Below are 18118 nucleotides of genomic sequence, written 5' to 3' on the forward strand. Positions count from 1 at the left end.
GGCCATCACCTCGGGTAAGATTCTCCGCATGAACCGGCGGCAAAGCCGGGCGGGAACAGGGCCAGGGGAAATGCCTTTGCAGGACGGAAATTCCTTCGATTACATCGTTGTCGGCGCCGGCAGCGCCGGTTGTGTGCTGGCGGAGCGGCTCTCGGCCTCGGGCCGGCATCGCGTGCTGCTGATCGAGGCCGGCGGCCGCGACCGCAACATCTGGATTCATATCCCGCTCGGTTACGGCAAGCTGTTCACCGACGCGCGCGTCAACTGGCTCTACCAGACCGAGCCGGAACCCGAACTTAAGGGCCGCCGCGTGATCCAGCCGCGGGGCAAGGTGCTCGGCGGTTCGAGTTCGATCAATGGGCTGCTTTATGTCCGAGGCCAGCGCGAGGACTTCGATCACTGGCGCCAGCTCGGCAATGCCGGCTGGAGCTTCGACGACGTGCTGCCGTATTTTCGCCAGGCCGAGGACCAGCAGCGGGGAGCCGACGATCTGCACGGCGCCGGCGGCCCCCTCTGCGTATCCGATGTCGAGCCACACCCGTTGTGCGAGGCCTTCATCGCAGCCTCGGAACAGGCCGGCTTCCCCCGCAACGATGATTTCAACGGCCCGACTCAGGAGGGCGCCGGGTATTACCAACTGACGGCGCGTAACGGCCGCCGCTGCTCGACGGCCAGAGGCTATCTCAAGCCGGCGCTGAAGCGTCCTAATTTGAAGGTGGTCTCGGAAGCCTTGGCGACGCGTATCCTGTTCGACGGCAAGCGCGCGGTCGGCGTAGAATATCGCCACCACGGAATGCTGGTTCAGGCGCGCGCTGCGGGTGAGATCGTACTGTGCGGCGGCGCGTTCAATTCGCCGCAGATCCTGCAGTTGTCCGGTGTCGGTCCCGGCGATCTCCTGAAGTCGCACGGCATCGAGGTGCGGCACGAGATGCCGGGCGTCGGCGCCGATTTGCAGGATCACTTCCAGACGCGTTTTCAATATCGCTGTACCGAGCGCATCACCGTCAACGACACCATGGCAAGCTTCACCCGTCAGGTGGGGGCCGCGCTCAATTATGCCATCAATCGCAAGGGGCCTTTGAGCATCGGCGCCGGCTATGCCGGCGGCTTCTTCAAGACCGACCCATCACTGGCATCGCCCGATGTGCAGATCCACTTCATCCTGTTCACCGCGGAATCGGTGGGGCAGAAACTGCACCCGTTCCCCGGCTTCCTGGCCTCGATCTGCCAGTTGCGGCCGCATAGCCGGGGCACGGTGCACATCAAGTCAGCCAATCCGGAAGAGGCTCCGGCGATCCAGGCCAACTATCTCAGCGCCGCTTTCGATCGCGACGTCATGGTCGCGGGCATGAAACTGACGCGCAAGATCATGAGCCAGCCGGCGATCGCCCGCTACGTGGCGGAAGAGATGAACCCCGGGCCGTCGGTCATGAGCGATGAGCAGTTCCTGGCGTTCGCCCGGGACAAGGGCACGACGGTGTTCCACCCGGTCAGTACTTGCCGCATGGGGCCGGACGCCAACGCCGTAGTCGATGAGCGTCTGCGCGTGCGCGGCCTCGATGGCCTGCGCGTCGCCGATGGCTCCATCATGCCGAGTCTGGTGTCGGGCAATACCAACGCCGCGATCATCATGATCGCGGAAAAGGCGGCCGCGATGATGCTCAAGGACGCCATGCGTCCAGCCGCGGCGGCTTAGTTCGGCCTCCGAGCCATTCACCGTTCATTCCCGCGCAAGCGTGAATCCATCGCTGGGTCCCCGCTTTCGCGGGGACAAACGGTTTTGGTGCTAAACGCCCAGATATCTTTGCAGGACGCCGGGGTCGGCCTTGATCTCGGCTGCCGGGCCCTCGTGCACGATATGGCCGTTGTTGATGATGTAAATGCGGTTGGCGAGCGCCAGCGTCGCCGCTAGGTTCTGCTCGACAAGGACGATGGTCTGTCCGGCGGCGGCGAGATCGCGGCAGGCTTTCATCAGGTCGCGCACGATCACCGGAGCCAACCCCTCGAATGGCTCGTCGAGCAGAATAATCTTGGGGTCGCGCACCAAGGCACGCGCGATCGCCAGCATCTGCTGCTCACCGCCGGACAGATCGGTGCCGCGGCTCAGCCGCCGTTCCTTCAGCCGCGGGAACATCTCGTAGATGCGGTCCAGCGGCCATTTGTTCTCTGCCGTCAGGCTGGCGAGGATGATGTTCTCCTCGACATTGAGGCTGCCGAAGATGCGGCGGTCTTCCGGCACCAGTTGCATGCCGGCCTGGGCGATGACGTGCGCCTTGCGGCCGGCCAGATCCTGACCGTCGAGCACGACGTGTCCGTTGCGCGGCGTCACCACGCCCATCAGGCTCTTCAGCGTCGTCGATTTGCCGGCGCCATTGCGGCCGATCAGGGCAACGACTTCGTTCTTGTCGACGTGCAAATCCAGGTCAAACAGGATGTGCGAGTCGCCGTAATAGCTGTTCAGGCCCTTGACCTCGAGCAAGCTCATCAGTGGACCTCCTCATGCATGCCGCCGAGATAGGCCTCCTGCACCGCTGCGTTGCCCTTGATTTCCTCGGGCGTGCCTTCGACCAGCACGCGGCCTTCCTGGAGAACGGTGACGCGCTCCGCCAGTTCGAAAAGGGCGTCCATGTCATGATCGATCACGATCATCGTGCGGCCCTTGCTGATCGACTTCAGCAGCTTCACGGTCTCCACGCGCTCCTGCGGGCTCATGCCGGCCAGCGGCTCGTCGAGCAGCAGCAGGCTCGGCCGTGTCGCCAGCGCAAGCCCGATCTCGAGACGGCGCTTCTCGCCGTAGGCGAGATCAGACACCTTGGTATCGACACGGCTGGTGAGGCGCACGAGGCGCAGCGTCTGTTCGACCTGTTCCTTGAGGCCGGGGATCGACTGAGGATCGCGGAACATGTCGAGCCTGAATTTGCCACGCAAGTCGGCGAGTACGGCGACGACGAGATTCTGCCGCACCGTCAGGTTGGTGAAGAGCTGATTGACCTGATAGCTCTTGGTCAGGCCGAGCTGGCAGGCGTCGGTGACGCTCTTGCCGGTGATGTCGCGGCCCTCGAACAGGATGGTGCCCGAGGTCGGCGGGATTTCGCAGGTCAGCATCTTGAAGAAGGTCGATTTGCCGGCGCCGTTAGGGCCAATGACCCCGCGCAGTTCGCCATGGTTTACAGTGAAATCGATATCGCTGTTGGCCATCAAGCCGCCATAGCGCTTGGTCAGCCCCGTCGCTTGCAGGATCGGCCCACTGGCGCGATCGCTATCGCGCTTGTGCGGGGCAATGATGTCGTTGCCGCCGGCCGGCTCTTTGAAATCGGCGAGCGCATCTGCCTCGGTGGCTTCGCGCTTCTTCTTGGCGCCCGTCGCGAGATCGTAAAGGTCCTTGATGCCGCCGATGATGCCCTTGCGCAGAAAGACAACGAGGATCACGAAAACGAGACCGAGCACCAGCTTCCACGCGGCGCCGAGATGCACCGCCGATTGCAGAAAGTCCTGGAGGAATAGCCAGATCGCAGCGCCGAGCAACGGCCCGAACAGCGTGCCGGTGCCGCCGATCGCAGTCTGCATGACGAGCTGGCCGGAGGTTTCGAACATGAATGCGTCTGGCGGCATAAACGCCTGCATTACGCCGAGCAGCCCGCCTGCGAAGCCCGCGTAGGCGGCGGCGATGACGAAGGCCGTCAGCTTGTAGCCGTGGATGTTGTGGCCGACAGCTTGGGCGCGCAGCGGGTTGTCGCGGATCGCGCTCAAAACAGCGCCGACCGGCGAGCGCACGATGCGCAGCGCGATGACGATACCGACGAAATAGCAGACCGCGAGAAACTGATAGAGGGACCAGCCGGTGGTGAAATGCAGCGTCGTGAAGCCGAGATTGAAGCTCGGCGTCGGCACTCCGGGCAAGCCGTTCTCGCCGCCGGTAAAATCCGCCAGCGGATTGAACTCGACGAAGAAGAATACTTCGGCGATGGCCACCGTGATCATCGCGAAATAGATGCCGGTGCGGCGGAGGGCGATGAGACCGACGAGATAGCCGACCGCGGCGGCGGCGACCATGCCGATCACCAGCGCGATAAAGACGTTGGGAAAGCCGGCGCGCGTCAGCAGCCATGCGGCGACAAAGCCGCCGGTGCCGTAGAAGGCCGACTGCCCGAACGACAGTAGCCCGGTAAAGCCGAACAGGATGTCGAAGCCGACGCCGAACAGGCCCCAGACCAAAATGCGGTTTACCGTGTTCGGGGCGAAGCCGAGGTGCGGCAGGATGAACGGTGCGACGATCAGACCGGCGGCCGTGCAAAGTTCGATGAGGTAGCGCTTGTTGCTGTGCATTGCGGGCTGCCTTTATTCGCGCCCGCGGGTGCCGAGCAGCCCGTAGGGCCGCAGCACCAGCACCAGCGTCATTGCCGCAAACAGCATCACGTAGGCGTAGCCGGGATTGATCATCGACGTGATCGAGATAATCTCGCCGGCGATCAGGCCGCCGAGAATGGCGCCGGGGAACGAGCCGACGCCGCCGATCACGACGACCACAAAGGTCTGCACCAGGATATCGTCGCCGATGCCCGGCGTCAGCGACACGACTGGAGCGTTGACGATCCCGGCGAAGCCCGCCGCCATGGCGCCGATGCCGAAAACGATCATGAACACGCGGTAGACGTTGATGCCGAGGGCATCGACCATCATCGAGTCCTCAATGCCGGCGCGCACGATCATGCCGATTCGGGTGCGATAGAGGACGAGGAAGAGGGCGGTCAGCGCCACGGCGATGATGCCGACGACGGCGAGACGGTAGGTTGGGTAGAACATGAAGCCGAGCGAGGTGATGCCGGAGAAGATGGCCGGCGCCGGCACCAGTTGCGACTGGCTGCCGAAGGCGAGGCGCACCAGCTCCACGAAGACGATGCCGAGGCCGAAAGTGACGAGGAGCTGATCTTCGTGCGGCCGGCTATAGAAATGACGGATGATGACGCGTTCCATAAGGATGCCGACGAGGCCGACGAACAACGAGCCGGCCAAAACCGCGACAAGGAACGACCCGGTGTAGGAATAGGCGACATAGCCGGCGTAGCCGCCGAGCATGAACATGGCGCCATGCGCCAGGTTCAGCACGCCGAGCGTGCCGTAGATGATGGTGAGGCCGGAGCTGATGAGCGCTAGAAGCGCGCCCAGAGCCAAGCCGTTGAATACTTGAGATACGAAATTAGCCCAATTGATCATGATTGCTATTGTCGCGAAATGCGGCTCTTCGAGGAACGGTCAGGCAGCGAGCTTCGCTGAAATATGCGGATACTACGATCGCGCCGCGGGCGGGTTGTCCGCCCGCGGCGCTGTATCAGTCTCGCCGGATCAGGTGTAGTCGCCGAGCTTGCAGCCGAACTCATCCGGCTTCTGCATCAGATCCTTGCCGGGCACGATTTCGACGACTTCATAGAAGTCCTCCTTGCCCTTCATGTCCTTTTGCATCTTGCCCTTGACGATGACCACCGGGCGAACGCACTGGTGGTCTTCCTTGCGGTAGTGAACGTCGCCGACGAGCGAAGGAATGGTCTCTTCCTTCTCGTACTGCTTGATGACGTCCGGCGGATAGAAACTGCCCGCTTCTTCGACCATCCGGGCCCAGTGCAGGAAGCTGATGTAGGCGTTCTCCGCGCCCCATTCCGGCTTGTAGCCAAACTTCTTCTCGAAGGTGTCGTTGAACATCTTCGCCAGCGGGAATTTGTCTTCGATGGTCCACCAGTAGTCGGTGGCGGCATAGACGCCCTGCATGAGTCCGCCGGTCTCGCGCGCCAGGAACGGCACCTGATACGGCACCACCAGCTTCATCTTGTCGAGAACGCCGAACTGTTTGGCCTGCTGGATCGACAGCACGGCGTCGTGGCCCCAGTTGACGTTGATGAGGATGTCAGCGCCGGAATTGGCGACGTTGAGCAGGTACGAAGAGAAGTCAGGCGCACCGAGCGGCGAAATCTGGTTCGTCACCGTGGTCCAGCCGGCGTCCTTGGTGAAGTCCTGCATCGACTTCGTCACGGTGTGGCCGTAGGTGTAGTCCGGCGTCATGTAGGCAACTTTTTTATTCTTGCCGAACGTCTTGACGAGAAGTGGCGCGATCGCGGCGGCAGCGGTCTGGCCGAAGAAGTTCTGACGCACGCCGTAGCGGACGCAGTCCTTGCCGGTGGTGTCATTCGAGCCGGAAATGCCGCACACGAACAGAACCTTTTCGCGTTGCGCCAGCTTGTTGAGGGCGACCGCGACGGCCGACGAGGTGCCGCCGGTGATCATTACGGCCTTGTTCTCGGAGATGAAGCGCTGTTGCGCCTGCACCGCTTCGTTCGGCTTCGCGGCCGAATCGGCGACGACGAGGTTCAACTGCTTGCCAAGCACGCCCTTTTTAGACTTTGGCGAGACTTTCTTGACGAGTTCATGGCCTTCGTTGATGTGCTCGACGGCAAGCTGGTAGCCCTTGAGTTCGTCTTCGCCCTGCACCGCGTAGGTGCCGGTGCGCGGCACCGAAGCGCCGATGGTCACGCTGGAACCTTGTGAGCCGGCCGGCCACGTGCCGATAGCGGGCTTATCGTCGGCGAAAGCCGGCATGATAAATCCGCCGGGCAACAGCGTCGCGCCGGCGAGACCAGCACCGACGGTCAGAATGTTACGGCGCGATAGGCCGTTCTTGTCATGAGATGACATGATTGTTTCCTCCTTGACTTAGGTTTGCAAACCCCGAGTCGCCCCCGGCTATTTGCCCGAAATATTTTCATTGCTGACATCCGAGCCGGACGTCAGGTGCAAAAAAATGGCCTCCCGAGGCGCACCGGTTGCTTGTAGTGCGACGCCAGAAGCCATCGCCCTTATGGCGAACTTAAAAGGTATCAGCGTCAATGCCACTTTGGTCGGACGTACGCTGTGCAGTGCGTCGAAGACGTTGATGTTTGATCGTGATTTCAATGTTGATTGGCGCTGTGCGATGCACGCGCTGCAAATGAAATAATTTTGCACCGAACGGCGCTGTTCAATGTCGCGCGTTAACGAAATTCAGTGGACATAAAGTTCCGTCAGCGCGCGGACGCGCTAGACTTTTGTCTAAATGGCGCGGTGATGACATTGAATGTGTGAAGTAAATTCTGTCTGCTCAGACTTGCTCGGCGTTCAAATAAGCGAGCCGCGCCCCGCAGAATGCGCAAAGCAGGCCCAACCCGAGTGCGGTGAGCCCGGCGATCACATCGATGGTGCCGCCGACGCTGCCGCTCTTGCTCATAACGCCGCCGGCGGTTGCCGCCGCGAAGACGACGGCGATCAGGAAGCGCTGCGCGAGGCGAAAGACGAATGCGCGCTCGCGCGCGGCGGCGATGAGATAGGCGCCGGTGCCCCAGCCCCCAATGAACCCAGCGCCGCCGATCGCCCACCAGGCGATCGCCGATGCGAGCTGACGCGCCGAGCCGGCCCCGTCCCGCAGCACGGCGTCGACGCCGACGCCGAGCACGGTGAGCACGATGTGCACGACGAGCGCGGCGAACACACCGCAGCCGATGGCCGCGGCATAATGCAGTCTACGTAGGACGTCGGAATCCATGAGGGGCTCGAAGGTCGGCGGTGAGGATTGCCGCGGCGCCAGATTAGCCGATTGAACTTGCAAGGGCGATGCCGGCCTCAGTTAGCGGCTGCGGTTCGCAGGGCCTGTCTTCAGGATGGCAGCCAGTTCGCGCTCCAGTTCGTCGAGCGCCGCCCGGCGGGCGGGAGTCAGGCCTTCGCCACGGCGGCCACCGCCGTGCTCGGATTGTTCGACCAAGTGACGGTCGTCGGTATCAAGGGGCATGGTCGGTCCTTTGCGGGCGCAAGCGGCCCGACACCTAGCTGAGTCGGCGGCCTGTGGATAAGGCCTCCCGGGCGACATCCGTGAACGTGAGTCCGATCAAGGCGTTACCAAGGTGGGCAAGGTGACGTCAGAGGGTGGCCGATGGTCGAGGAGGTTCAACACAGCACGCTTCGCGGCGCTGCGGGCATCGTCGAAACCGATATTCCAGCGCGGCTCGACCGGCTGCCGTGGGGTCGATTCCACAGTCTGGTGGTTGCCGCGCTCGGCATCACATGGGTCCTCGATGGTCTCGAGGTGACGCTGGCGGGCAGCCTCGCCGGGGCGCTGAAGCAGAGTCCCACACTTCAATTCACCAATACCGATATCGGCATCGCCGCGAGCGCCTATCTCGCCGGCGCCGTGCTCGGGGCTTTGTTCTTCGGCTGGCTGACCGACCGCCTCGGCCGCAAGAAGTTGTTTTTTATGACACTCGTCGTGTACCTCACGGCCACGGCGGCGACGGCGCTATCATGGAATATCGCGACCTTTGCCTTGTTTCGGTTCATCACTGGCGCCGGCATCGGCGGCGAATATGCCGCGATCAACTCGACCATCCAGGAGCTCATCCCGGCGCGTATGCGCGGCTGGACCGATCTCGTCATCAACGGAAGCTTCTGGGTCGGCGCGGCGATCGGCGCCGCAGGTTCGCTGGTGCTGCTCGATCCCGACATCATCGATCCGGATCACGGCTGGCGGCTCGCCTTCCTGATCGGCGCGGCGCTGACGCTTGTCATCTTCTTCATGCGGATGTGGCTGCCGGAAAGTCCGCGATGGCTGATGACGCACGGTCACATTGAGGCGGCGGACCGCGTGGTGGCATCGATTGAAGCGGGCTTTGCCAGGCTGCCACCGACCCATGACTTGCCGCGCGTCCGCTTGCGCACGCGCCGCAGTACGCCGCTCATTGAGGTCGCGCGGATTCTCATCGGACGATATCGTCAACGCACCTGGGTCGGTCTCACGCTGATGGCGGCGCAGGCCTTCTTCTACAACGCCATCTTCTTCACCTATGCGCTGATCCTCACCGATTTCTACGGTGTGCCCGCGGATCATGTCGGCTGGTACCTCTTACCCTTCGCCGCTGGCAACTTCCTCGGGCCGGTGCTGATCGGCCGACTGTTCGATACTATCGGCCGGCGCGTCATGATCACGTTCACTTACACGATCTCGGGAATTCTGCTCGCGGCTACCGGCTATCTGTTCATGGAAGATCTGATCGGCGCCGAGACACAAACCTTGTGCTGGATGGTGATCTTCTTCTTCGCCTCTGCGGCGGCGAGCTCGGCCTATCTGACTGTCAGCGAAATATTTCCGCTGGAGATGCGCGCACTGGCGATTGCGCTGTTCTATGCGTTCGGCACCGGCGTCGGCGGCATCGTCGGGCCGTGGCTGTTCGGCGCGCTGATCGATACCGGTTCACGCGTCAGCGTGTTCTGGGGCTACCTGCTCGGCGCCATGCTGATGGTGATCGGAGGCTTTGTCGCCTGGCGCTGGGGCGTCGCCGCCGAGCGCAAACCGCTCGAACACGTGGCGCGTCCGCTCACTTTCATCGATTGATCGCCGATCACGTATCGGGAAAGATCTTGCTTTCGAGCCATCCCAGTCCGAACAAGATGATGAGCGTCAGCACCAGACCGGCAATCACCAGATGCCAGGCCGCCAGCGCGCAGGCGATGCCGAGCGCCGCCGTGACCCAGACCGAGGCCGCGGTGGTCAGCCCCTGAATGGTCGAGGACTTCGGGTCGCGCAGCACCACGCCGGCGCCGATGAAGCCGATGCCGGTGAGCACGCCTTGCAGTACACCCTGAACGACGCGGCTGAGCGCGTCGGGATGATCGCCGAGACCGCGAAAGTCGATCGCCGTCATCGCCGCAATGGCCGAGCCGACGGCCACCAGGGCCAGCGTGCGCATGCCCAGCGGCTTGCCATGCATCTCGCGGTTGATGCCGATCACGACGCCGGCCCCGGCGGCGACCATGAGGCGCAGGATTTCATCGAGGGCGTTGCTGTCCATGGCATGGGAAACTTGGCAGGCCGCCGCCGGGTTCCGTGGCGGCGCCGCGACAAGATCGGCCGTCAGCCCTTCTTGCCGGCCTGGTTCTTGCCGGCCTGTTTGGCGCTCATTTTCAGGGCTTCGCGGAAATCGGCGGTGCGGCCGTATTTCTTCAAGAGGTCGCGGAAGGCCTCTTCGGTGATCTCGGGCAGGTCCTTCATCTGTTCGCGCGCCATCAGCGAGATGGCGTCCCAAGTGGCACGCTCGATCTGGATGCGCTTGCCGACCAGGTCGTCCTCGCCTGCCGCCGCCTTGCGGCCCTTGGCGGCCGCCTTGCGATTTCTCTTTGCCATGGCGCCAGCATAACGCATCCCACGGAAATTGGCTCCTGCAGTCGCCCGGTTCGGTTGGCGGCACGCCGCGCGGCGGTTATGAATGTCCCGTCAATCCTGGACCCGCCGCATGAGCCTCTTTGCCGCCCGAACCAGTCAAATGCGCGTCCGCGGCCAGCACGAGAGCGGCCGCGTCACCTTCGTCGAGCTGTTTTTCGACCTGGTGTTTGTTTTTGCAGTTACTCAGCTCTCGCACGGACTGTTAGCTCATCTTAGCCTTGCCGGCCTTGCCCAGATGTCCGTGCTGCTGCTCGCAGTATGGTGGTCGTGGATCAATGCCGCCTGGGTCACCAACTGGCTGGACCCGGCGCGGCCCGCCGTGCGGATGATGTTGTTTGCCCTGATGCTGGCGGGCTTGGTGTTTGCCGCGGCGATCCCAAAGGGCTTCGAGGATCGCGCGGTCGTCTTGGCGGTGGCCTATGTGTCAATGCATGTCGTGAGTGACCTCATGATGCTGTGGTCGCTCAACCGGCATGACGCCGTCAACTTTCGCAATTTCGTGCGCATCTCGCTATGGCACCTCGCTGCGGCACCGATCTGGCTGGCCGGTAGTTATGCCGATGCGACGCTGAGGCTCGAACTGTGGGTGCTGGCCGCGGCCATCGAAACGGTGGCACCGATTCTCGGTTACTGGGTGCCATGGATAGGCCGCTCGACCACCAGCGAATGGGTCGTCGCCGGCAACCACATGGCGGAGCGCTGCGGCCTGTTCATCATCATCGCGCTTGGCGAGTCAATTCTGATCACCGGCGCGACCTTTGCCACGCTGACCTGGACTGCCGAACATATCGCGGCGTTTCTGACGGCCTTTGTCGGCAGTGTGGCGCTATGGGCCGTGTACTTCAACATTGGCGCCGAACGGGCCAGCCGGCAGATCGAAACGTCAAGCGACCCAGGTCGGCTGGCGCGCTCGGGCTACACCTTCATGCATTTGCCAATCGTCGCCGGCATCATCGTCATCGCCGTCGGCGATGAACTGGTGCTGCACCACCCCGGCGGCCACATCGAGCTGCCGGCGCTTGCCGCGCTGGTCGGCGGGCCGGTGCTCTACCTCGTCGGCAATGCCTTGTTCAAGCGGCTGTCGGCGCCGAACCTACCGCTGTCGCACCTGATCGGGCTCGGCCTTCTCGTGCTGGCGATCCCGGCGTCGCTTTATCTGACGCCGCTCACGCTGTCGGCCGCGACGACAGCGATCATGATCGTCGTCGCCGTGTGGGAATGGCTGTCCTTGCGCCGGCGCGAGGAGCGCTGAGCGAAGGCTGATCAGCCTTCGCCGATCTCCTTGAGGATTTCCGCGGTGTGCTCGCCGAGCTTCGGCGAGGGACGGTCGCTCGCCGCCCGCCAGCCGTCCATTACGATCGGTGTGCGCACGCCCGGAATCTTGCCGCTCTTGGCGTCGGCGCTCGGATATTCGAGCTTCATGCCGCGGTGCACGACCTGCGGGTCGTTGAACACCTGCTCGACATTGTTGATCGGGCCGGCGGGCACGCCCTGCGTCTCGAGCTGCGCCAGCAGGTCGTCGCGCTTCAGCTGCGACGTCAGTGCCGACAGTTTGCCGATCAGCTCCTCGCGGTGCGTCAGCCGCCCGGTGTTGTCGGCGTAGGCCGGGTTCTGCGCCAGATCCGGCGCGCCAAGAATGTTGCACAGCTTGACGTACTGACCGGTATTGCCGGTGGCGATGATAATGTGACCGTCGGCCACCGGGAAAACCTGGTAGGGAACGATATTGGCGTGGGCGTTGCCGATGCGCTTTGGAATGTTTCCGGAGACCATGTAGTTCAGCGCCTGATTCGACAGCACGCCGACCGTCGAGTCGACCAGCGCGGTATCGACGTAGCAGCCTTTACCGGTCGTCTTGCGTTGATGCAGCGCAGCAAGGATGCCGATCACCGAATAGACGCCGGTGAAGATGTCCGACATCGGAATGCCGATACGCGTCGGCTCGCCATCCGGCATGCCGGTCAGCTCCATCACGCCGCCCATACCCTGCGCCATCAGGTCGTAGCCGGCGCGCTTGGCATAGGGCCCATCCTGGCCAAAGCCCGTGACCGAGCAGTAGATCAGGTGCGGAAATTCCTCTTTCATGCTCGCGTAGTCGAGCTTGAATTTGGCCAGCCCACCGACCTTGAAGTTCTCAATCAGCACGTCCGATTTCGCCGCCAGCTTGCGCACAATGCGCTGGCCTTCGGGGTCCTCGAAATCGAGTTCGATCGAGCGCTTGCCACGATTGGCGGCGTGAAAATAGGCAGCGCCCAGATGGTCGCCTTCCTTCGCCTCGACGAAGGGCGGGCCCCACTGGCGGGTATCGTCACCGGCGCCCTTGCGCTCGACCTTGATCACGTCCGCGCCGAGATCGGCGAGGGTCTGTCCAGCCCATGGCCCGGCGAGAATGCGGGCGAGTTCAAGGACGCGGACGCCCTGCAGCGGCTTGGACATGATCGGGTCTCCGGCAGAAGGTGTAGATTTATCAGGCTCGGCGCGCCTTATAGTGACATCGCTCCGCTCTGGCCAGACCGGCGATCTGCCGACAGGCAAGGGGACGGCTTGGCAATATGCTGCCGGCTATGGCACTGAAGGGCCGCCGCCGCTACAGTAGCGAGGGGCTAACCAATCATAATGAGTTGCTCGAGATGTCCGCGGCCTCGACGCCGTGGACGGGTTGGGCGGCCAAAAGACTTTAAATGGAGGAGAACCTGATGAGGAAAATGACGACGATTCTGGCCGGCGTTGTGGCGGCCGTTGCGCTGACTGCGTCGGCGCAAGCGCAGGTGACGCTGAAGGCGTCCCATCAGTTTCCGGGCGGCAAGGGCGACGTCCGAGACGATATGGTGCAGATGATTGCCAAGGAAGTCGGCGCAGCCAATGTCGGGGTGACGATCCAGGTCTATCCGGGTGCCTCTCTGTTCAAGCCGAATGACCAGTGGAATGCCATGGTCAATGGTCAGCTCGACATGACGCTGTTCCCGCTTGATTACGCCAGCGGCAAGGTCCCGACCTTCTCGGCGACCTTGATGCCCGGCCTGATCCGCAGCCAAGAGCGCGCCAAGCGCATCAACAACTCGCAATTCATGAAGGACATCCGCGCGGAAATCGAAAAGCACGGTGTCATCGTGCTGTCGGATGCGTGGTTCGCCGGCGGCGTCGCCGCGAAGGGCGGCTGCATCGTCAAGCCCGATGACCTTAAGGGCAAGAAATTCCGCGCTGCCGGTCCGACTTTTGCCGGCATGTGGGAAATGGCCGGCGCTTCCATCGTCTCGCCGCCGTCGAACGAAATCTATAATGCGTTCCAGAGCGGCGTCGTGAGCGCCACCGACACCAGCCTCGGCTCATTCCAGTCGATGCGTCTCTACGAAGTGACCGACTGTCTCACTGCGCCAGGCGACAACGCGTTGTGGTTCATGTACGAGCCGGTGCTGATGTCGAAGAAGAGCTTCGCCAAGCTCAACAAGCAGCAGCAGGACGCCGTGATTGCCGCCGGCAAGAAGGCGCAAGCTTTCTACGAAGGCAAGGCGGACGCGGTCAACGAAGCCGCCATCAAGGCTTTCAAGGATCACAACGTCAAGGTGGTGACGCTGAGCGACGCCGACTACGACCTGTGGATCAAGGAAGCCAAGAAGAGCTCCTATGCCAAGTTCGCCAAGGATGTGCCGAACGGGCAGAAGCTCATCGACGAAGCCCTCGCGGTCAAGTAACGAGCTGGCGGCCGGCCGGCGGGAAACCGCCGGCCGGCGTTTGCTTTTCATTCCTGACGGTCTGGATGAAATTCATGGATAGTTTCGTGCGTGCCGTGGCCTTCGCGTCGCGTGTCGCAGGTGTGATCGGGGCGCTGCTGATACTCGCCGCCGTCCTCGTCATTTGCGACATCGTCGTCGAGCGCTACATTCTCAACCTGACGACGATCTGGCAGATCGACGTGGTGACCTATTGCATCGTAGGTGCCACATTCATCTCGAGCCCTTACGTGCTGATGACGCGCGGCCACGTCAATGTCGACGTGCTGCCGATCTATCTCGGCCAAACGGCACGCTACTGGCTCGCCCTGGCGACCAGTCTCGTGGCGCTGGCTTTCTGCGTCGTCATGTTCATCCTCTGCACGGCCTATTGGCACCAGGCCTTTAGCGAAGGGTGGCTTTCCAATACGGTCTGGCGAGCTCGGCTCTGGGTGCCCTATCTGTCGATGCCGATCGGGCTCGGTCTGCTTGTGCTGCAATACGTCGCCGACATCTATTGCCTGGCGACCGGCCGCGCGCCGCCCTTCGGTCTCAAGCCTAATGAAGACGCCGAGGCGATCGCCCGCGCGCACGCCGAACAGGCGCTCGGAGGTGCAGGATGAGCCCGCCCGTCCAAGGAGGCATCGTCCTCCTCGTCACGCTGCTGATGCTGGTGTCCGGCATCCCAGTGGCGTTCGGTCTCGGCGCCATCGCGGTGGCGTTCCTGATGCTGTTCCAGGGCTTCGATGCCATTCACGTCGTCGCGGAGACATTCTGGTCCGGTCTCGACGAGTTTACGCTCGTCGCCATTCCGATGTTCGTGATGATGGGCGCCGCGATCGGCTCGTCGCCGGCCGGCAAGGATCTTTATGAGGCGCTCGATCGCTGGCTGTACCGTCTGCCCGGCGGGCTTGCGATCTCCAACATCGGCGCCTGCGCGATTTTCGCGGCGCTGACCGGTTCGTCACCTGCATGCTGCGCCGCCATCGGCAAGATGGGTATCCCCGAGATGCGCAAGCGCGGATACCCGGACGACGTCGCCACCGGTTCGATCTGCGCCGGCGGCACCCTCGGCATTCTCATCCCGCCCTCGGTGACGTTCATCCTCTACGGCATCGCGACGGAATCTTCGATCGGGCGGCTCTTCATCGCCGGCATCATGCCGGGGTTGTTGCTGACGGCGATGTTCATGGCGTGGACAATTTTCATCATCTGGAAGCGAGGGTTCCGTTCGCACGACATCAACTTCCGCTATTCGTGGAAGGAGAAGTTCGCGTCGATCCCGAAGATCGCGCCGTTCCTCTTCATCATCGTCGGCGTAATGTACGCGCTGTATGGCGGCGTCGCGACGCCGTCTGAAGCCGCGGGCGTCGGTGCCGCGCTCTGCCTGTTCCTTGCGGTCCTGATCTACCGGCTGTGGAGCAAGGACCAGATCTGGCACATTCTGCGCGACACGATGCGCGAGTCGGTGATGATCCTGACCATCATCGCCGCCGCCGTCCTGTTCGGCTACATGCTGACCTCGCTCTATCTCACCCAGACTTTGGCGCAGGCGATCGCCGACGCGCACTTCAACCGCTGGGTGCTGATGGGGATGATCAACCTGTTCCTCTTGGTGTCTGGCTTCTTCATCCCGCCGGCCGCGATCATCCTGATGACGTCCCCGATCCTGCTGCCGATCATCGTGGCCGCCGGGTTCGACCCGATCTGGTTCGGCGTCATTTTGACGATCAACATGGAAATCGGCCTGATCCATCCGCCGGTGGGGTTGAACATCTACATTGTCAACGCCATCGCGCCGGATGTGCCGCTGGCGAAGGTCATGTGGGGGACGCTGCCCTACGTTGGTTGCATGGTGCTATGCATCATCATCCTGTGTATATTCCCCGAAATCGCCACCTGGTTACCCAATCATCTGATGGGGCCCGGAAAGTAGGGCGCCGGTCGGGCGCCCGGTCTGTAGGGAATGCTCGATGAACACGTCCTTTTTCGGGGAACTGTTGCAGACGATTTCCGACCGCGGCCGGGCCTTGCTCGACCGCGGCCGGGATCGCCGCGGCGACACCGAGGCCCGTTCGGAAAGTCTCGTCGAACGCTGCGAGCATTTGCTGTCGGGGCGCGGTGAGGCCTCTGGCGTCGCCCGGGCCCGCGACATTCTGACCAGTTACGCCGAATTGACCACCGGGCCGCGTATCGCCTTCTTCGAGGCGTTGGCGGATCGCTTCGGCGCCGACAGCGAGCGGATGAAGGCTGCCTTTGCTTCCTGGGAGCGCGAGCCGGGCGACAAGACTGCCGCGGCGTTGCATGCCGCTTCCGAGCCGCGCCGCCAGGAGCTGTTCCGCCGGCTCAACTTGGCGCCGGGTGGCACTGCGGCCCTGGTTCACATGCGTGAACAACTCATGGACGTGCTGCCGAACCGGCCCGAGCTGCAGGCCGTCGACGACGATTTCGTGCATCTGTTCACGTCGTGGTTCAACCGCGGCTTCCTGGTGCTGCGGCACATCGACTGGTCGACGCCCGCGAACATCCTGGAGAAGATCATCCGCTACGAGGCGGTGCACGAGATCCGTGACTGGGACGATCTGCGCCGCCGCATCGATCCGGAAGACCGCCGCTGCTACGCCTTCTTCCACCCGGCGCTGATCGACGAGCCGCTGATCTTCGTCGAGGTCGCGCTGACCCGTGACATTCCCGAGGCGATCGCGCCGATCCTGGCGCAAGCCCGCGATACGATCGAACCGGAAAAGGCGCGCACCGCGGCGTTTTATTCGATTTCCAATTGCCAGCGCGGTCTTGCTGGCGTGTCGTTTGGTAACTTCCTGATCAAACAGGTCGTTGAGGAGATCTGCCGCGAACTGCCGAAGCTGTCCAACCTCGTCACGCTGTCTCCGGCGCCGACGTTCGCCAAGTGGCTGAAGCGTGAGCGCGCCGCCGAAACCTCGGCGGTATTGAACGACGCCGACAAGGCATTGCTGGCGAACCTCGACGCGCCGGGCTGGTGGAACGATGCCGAAAAGGTCGAAACGTTGCGCGACACCATGAAGCGTGCCGCCGCTTATTACTATCTTCGCGCCAAGACGCCGCGCGGCATGCCGCTTGACCCGGTGGCGCGGTTCCATCTCGGGAATGGCGCGCGGCTCGAGCGCATCGATTGGCTCGGCGACGCCTCCGACAAAGGCATCTCGCAGTCCTACGGGTTGATGGTGAATTACCTGTACGATCTCGAAGACATCGAGAAGAACCACGAAGCCTTCGCCGAGCAGCGCACCGTGGTCGCATCGAGCGCCGTGCAGCGCCTGCTGCGGCCGTCGCTCGAACTCGTTCCGATCGCCGGCTAAGAGCGCCCGTACACCGGCACGACGCCGCCACGCGCCACCGCGTTATCTGCCGAGGCGAGATAGACGATCGTCGCCGCGACCTCCTCGACCTTCGGCCATTTGGCGAAATCCGCCTTCGGCATCGCCTTGCGGTTAGCGGCGGTGTCCATGATCGACGGCGCGATCGCGTTGACGAGAATGCCGTCCTTGGCGACCTCTTCGGCCAGCGCGGCAGACAGGGCGGCAACGCCCGATTTGGCAACAGTGTAGGCGGTCATGCCGGCACCGCTGCGCGGCTCGAGCGCGGGTCGCGCCGCGACGTTGACGATGCGGCCGCCTTTGTTGCCGCTTTGGCCGGCGGCCTTGATCGCCTTCACCGCTGCGCGGCAGCACAGGAAGCAGGAGACCAAATTGCCGTTGAGCTGCGCCATCAGCGCGGTCTTGTCGGTGTCCTCGATGGCGCCCATGGCGAAGCCTCCGGCGATGTGAATTGACGCCCAAAGCTTGCGGCCGTCGTAAATGCTCGCGACCACGGCTTCATCGGAGAGATCGCCGGCCGCGACCAGAGTGACGCTTTTGCTGTCGCGATGGGTAAAGCGCTGTGCCTCGGCCTCGTTGCGGTACGGCACGATGCATTCGGCGCCCGCCTCGATCAGGCCGCCAATCACGGCGGTGCCGAGTGCGCCGGTGCCGCCGGTGACGACGATGGTCTTGTCGGTGAAAAACATGCGCGGCGTTCTCCTGGTGTCATCGTACGCGAAAGCGGGCGATCCAGTATCTGCCGACGCGGCGTGACAGTCGAGCGGCAACGATTACAGGTTGTCCAACTTCAGGGAGCATGACGGCGCAGGGCGCCG

Annotated in this window: 17 protein-coding genes; 7 read left to right on the forward strand and 10 right to left on the reverse strand. The window is 63.0% G+C overall.

Annotated elements, in window-relative coordinates; all coding sequences use genetic code 11:
• Positions 1-76: 76 nt before the first annotated feature.
• Positions 77-1696, forward strand: coding sequence for a choline dehydrogenase (locus ASD45_RS01000; protein ID WP_244485139.1), 1620 nt, complete (start codon positions 77-79; stop codon positions 1694-1696).
• 90 nt (positions 1697-1786) lie between these two features.
• Here the strand turns inward: ASD45_RS01000 and ASD45_RS01005 are convergent, their stop codons facing one another.
• The 6 genes from ASD45_RS01005 to ASD45_RS23255 all read right to left on the reverse strand — a co-directional run bounded on the left by ASD45_RS01005 (position 1787) and on the right by ASD45_RS23255 (position 7810).
• The gene (locus ASD45_RS01005) at positions 1787-2485 is read right to left on the reverse strand and encodes an ABC transporter ATP-binding protein (protein WP_056909778.1); all 699 of its coding nucleotides are present in this window, start codon (positions 2483-2485) and stop codon (positions 1787-1789) included.
• Positions 2485-4326, reverse strand: coding sequence for a branched-chain amino acid ABC transporter ATP-binding protein/permease (locus ASD45_RS01010; RefSeq protein WP_056909779.1), 1842 nt, complete (start codon positions 4324-4326; stop codon positions 2485-2487). The genes ASD45_RS01005 and ASD45_RS01010 overlap by 1 nt, the downstream gene beginning before the upstream one ends.
• Positions 4327-4338: 12 nt before the next feature.
• Positions 4339-5214 carry a branched-chain amino acid ABC transporter permease gene (locus ASD45_RS01015; RefSeq protein WP_056909780.1) on the reverse strand — a complete coding sequence of 292 codons (876 nt, stop codon included), beginning with the start codon at positions 5212-5214 and terminating at the stop codon, positions 4339-4341.
• A gap of 129 nt (positions 5215-5343) precedes the next feature.
• The gene (locus ASD45_RS01020; protein WP_056909781.1) at positions 5344-6684 is read right to left on the reverse strand and encodes a substrate-binding protein; all 1341 of its coding nucleotides are present in this window, start codon (positions 6682-6684) and stop codon (positions 5344-5346) included.
• 442 nt (positions 6685-7126) lie between these two features.
• Positions 7127-7567: a hypothetical protein gene (locus ASD45_RS01025; RefSeq protein WP_056909782.1), complete on the reverse strand. Its 441-nt coding sequence runs from the start codon at positions 7565-7567 to the stop codon at positions 7127-7129.
• 81 nt (positions 7568-7648) lie between these two features.
• The gene (locus tag ASD45_RS23255; protein WP_156380660.1) at positions 7649-7810 is read right to left on the reverse strand and encodes a hypothetical protein; all 162 of its coding nucleotides are present in this window, start codon (positions 7808-7810) and stop codon (positions 7649-7651) included.
• 141 nt (positions 7811-7951) lie between these two features.
• On the opposite strand from ASD45_RS23255, the gene ASD45_RS01030 reads away from it, so the two are divergent.
• Positions 7952-9406, forward strand: a complete 1455-nt coding sequence (locus ASD45_RS01030) for an MFS transporter (RefSeq protein ID WP_056909783.1) — start codon at positions 7952-7954, stop codon at positions 9404-9406.
• Between the two features lie 7 nt (positions 9407-9413).
• Here the strand turns inward: ASD45_RS01030 and ASD45_RS01035 are convergent, their stop codons facing one another.
• Together ASD45_RS01035 and ASD45_RS01040 are read right to left on the reverse strand one after the other, a co-directional pair.
• Positions 9414-9863, reverse strand: a complete 450-nt coding sequence (locus ASD45_RS01035) for an MgtC/SapB family protein (protein ID WP_056909784.1) — start codon at positions 9861-9863, stop codon at positions 9414-9416.
• A 62-nt stretch (positions 9864-9925) separates the two neighbouring features.
• Positions 9926-10195, reverse strand: a complete 270-nt coding sequence (locus ASD45_RS01040; RefSeq protein WP_156380661.1) for a hypothetical protein — start codon at positions 10193-10195, stop codon at positions 9926-9928.
• 109 nt (positions 10196-10304) lie between these two features.
• On the opposite strand from ASD45_RS01040, the gene ASD45_RS01045 reads away from it, so the two are divergent.
• On the forward strand, positions 10305-11486 hold the full coding sequence (locus ASD45_RS01045; protein WP_056909786.1) for a low temperature requirement protein A: 1182 nt from the start codon (positions 10305-10307) through the stop codon (positions 11484-11486).
• 11 nt (positions 11487-11497) lie between these two features.
• Here the strand turns inward: ASD45_RS01045 and ASD45_RS01050 are convergent, their stop codons facing one another.
• Positions 11498-12670, reverse strand: a complete 1173-nt coding sequence (locus ASD45_RS01050) for a CaiB/BaiF CoA-transferase family protein (RefSeq protein ID WP_056909787.1) — start codon at positions 12668-12670, stop codon at positions 11498-11500.
• A 269-nt stretch (positions 12671-12939) separates the two neighbouring features.
• Between ASD45_RS01050 and dctP the strand changes: the two genes are divergently transcribed.
• From dctP to ASD45_RS01070, 4 genes are all read left to right on the forward strand, one after another.
• Positions 12940-13926, forward strand: coding sequence for a TRAP transporter substrate-binding protein DctP (dctP, locus tag ASD45_RS01055; RefSeq protein WP_056912521.1), 987 nt, complete (start codon positions 12940-12942; stop codon positions 13924-13926).
• A gap of 74 nt (positions 13927-14000) precedes the next feature.
• The gene (locus ASD45_RS01060; RefSeq protein WP_056909788.1) at positions 14001-14567 is read left to right on the forward strand and encodes a TRAP transporter small permease; all 567 of its coding nucleotides are present in this window, start codon (positions 14001-14003) and stop codon (positions 14565-14567) included.
• Entirely contained in the window at positions 14564-15880 is a 1317-nt protein-coding gene (locus tag ASD45_RS01065; protein WP_056909789.1) for a TRAP transporter large permease, read from the forward strand. The genes ASD45_RS01060 and ASD45_RS01065 overlap by 4 nt, the downstream gene beginning before the upstream one ends.
• A gap of 37 nt (positions 15881-15917) precedes the next feature.
• Positions 15918-17282, forward strand: coding sequence for a malonyl-CoA decarboxylase (locus ASD45_RS01070; RefSeq protein WP_056909790.1), 1365 nt, complete (start codon positions 15918-15920; stop codon positions 17280-17282).
• On the opposite strand, the gene ASD45_RS01075 is transcribed toward ASD45_RS01070, so the two are convergent.
• On the reverse strand, positions 17279-17989 hold the full coding sequence (locus tag ASD45_RS01075; RefSeq protein WP_056909791.1) for an SDR family NAD(P)-dependent oxidoreductase: 711 nt from the start codon (positions 17987-17989) through the stop codon (positions 17279-17281). The two genes, ASD45_RS01070 and ASD45_RS01075, sit on opposite strands and share 4 nt — an antisense overlap.
• Positions 17990-18118: the final 129 nt, after the last annotated feature.

This window comes from Pseudolabrys sp. Root1462, assembly GCF_001426945.1.
Lineage (GTDB): Bacteria > Pseudomonadota > Alphaproteobacteria > Rhizobiales > Xanthobacteraceae > Pseudolabrys.

What these genes read in the sequence shown, in the direction of transcription:
- ASD45_RS01025 (WP_056909782.1), bottom strand. Translation starts at nt 7,567, where the DNA reads ATGGATTCCGACGTCCTACGTAGACTGCATTATGCCGCGGCCATCGGC.
- ASD45_RS01020 (WP_056909781.1), bottom strand. Translation starts at nt 6,684, where the DNA reads ATGTCATCTCATGACAAGAACGGCCTATCGCGCCGTAACATTCTGACC.
- ASD45_RS01010 (WP_056909779.1), bottom strand. Translation starts at nt 4,326, where the DNA reads ATGCACAGCAACAAGCGCTACCTCATCGAACTTTGCACGGCCGCCGGT.
- dctP (WP_056912521.1), top strand. Translation starts at nt 12,940, where the DNA reads ATGACGACGATTCTGGCCGGCGTTGTGGCGGCCGTTGCGCTGACTGCG.
- ASD45_RS01030 (WP_056909783.1), top strand. Translation starts at nt 7,952, where the DNA reads ATGGTCGAGGAGGTTCAACACAGCACGCTTCGCGGCGCTGCGGGCATC.
- ASD45_RS01075 (WP_056909791.1), bottom strand. Translation starts at nt 17,989, where the DNA reads ATGTTTTTCACCGACAAGACCATCGTCGTCACCGGCGGCACCGGCGCA.
- ASD45_RS01065 (WP_056909789.1), top strand. Translation starts at nt 14,564, where the DNA reads ATGAGCCCGCCCGTCCAAGGAGGCATCGTCCTCCTCGTCACGCTGCTG.
- ASD45_RS01045 (WP_056909786.1), top strand. Translation starts at nt 10,305, where the DNA reads ATGAGCCTCTTTGCCGCCCGAACCAGTCAAATGCGCGTCCGCGGCCAG.
- ASD45_RS01040 (WP_156380661.1), bottom strand. Translation starts at nt 10,195, where the DNA reads ATGGCAAAGAGAAATCGCAAGGCGGCCGCCAAGGGCCGCAAGGCGGCG.
- ASD45_RS01060 (WP_056909788.1), top strand. Translation starts at nt 14,001, where the DNA reads ATGGATAGTTTCGTGCGTGCCGTGGCCTTCGCGTCGCGTGTCGCAGGT.
- ASD45_RS01070 (WP_056909790.1), top strand. Translation starts at nt 15,918, where the DNA reads ATGAACACGTCCTTTTTCGGGGAACTGTTGCAGACGATTTCCGACCGC.
- ASD45_RS01005 (WP_056909778.1), bottom strand. Translation starts at nt 2,485, where the DNA reads ATGAGCTTGCTCGAGGTCAAGGGCCTGAACAGCTATTACGGCGACTCG.
- ASD45_RS23255 (WP_156380660.1), bottom strand. Translation starts at nt 7,810, where the DNA reads ATGCCCCTTGATACCGACGACCGTCACTTGGTCGAACAATCCGAGCAC.
- ASD45_RS01050 (WP_056909787.1), bottom strand. Translation starts at nt 12,670, where the DNA reads ATGTCCAAGCCGCTGCAGGGCGTCCGCGTCCTTGAACTCGCCCGCATT.
- ASD45_RS01015 (WP_056909780.1), bottom strand. Translation starts at nt 5,214, where the DNA reads ATGATCAATTGGGCTAATTTCGTATCTCAAGTATTCAACGGCTTGGCT.
- ASD45_RS01035 (WP_056909784.1), bottom strand. Translation starts at nt 9,863, where the DNA reads ATGGACAGCAACGCCCTCGATGAAATCCTGCGCCTCATGGTCGCCGCC.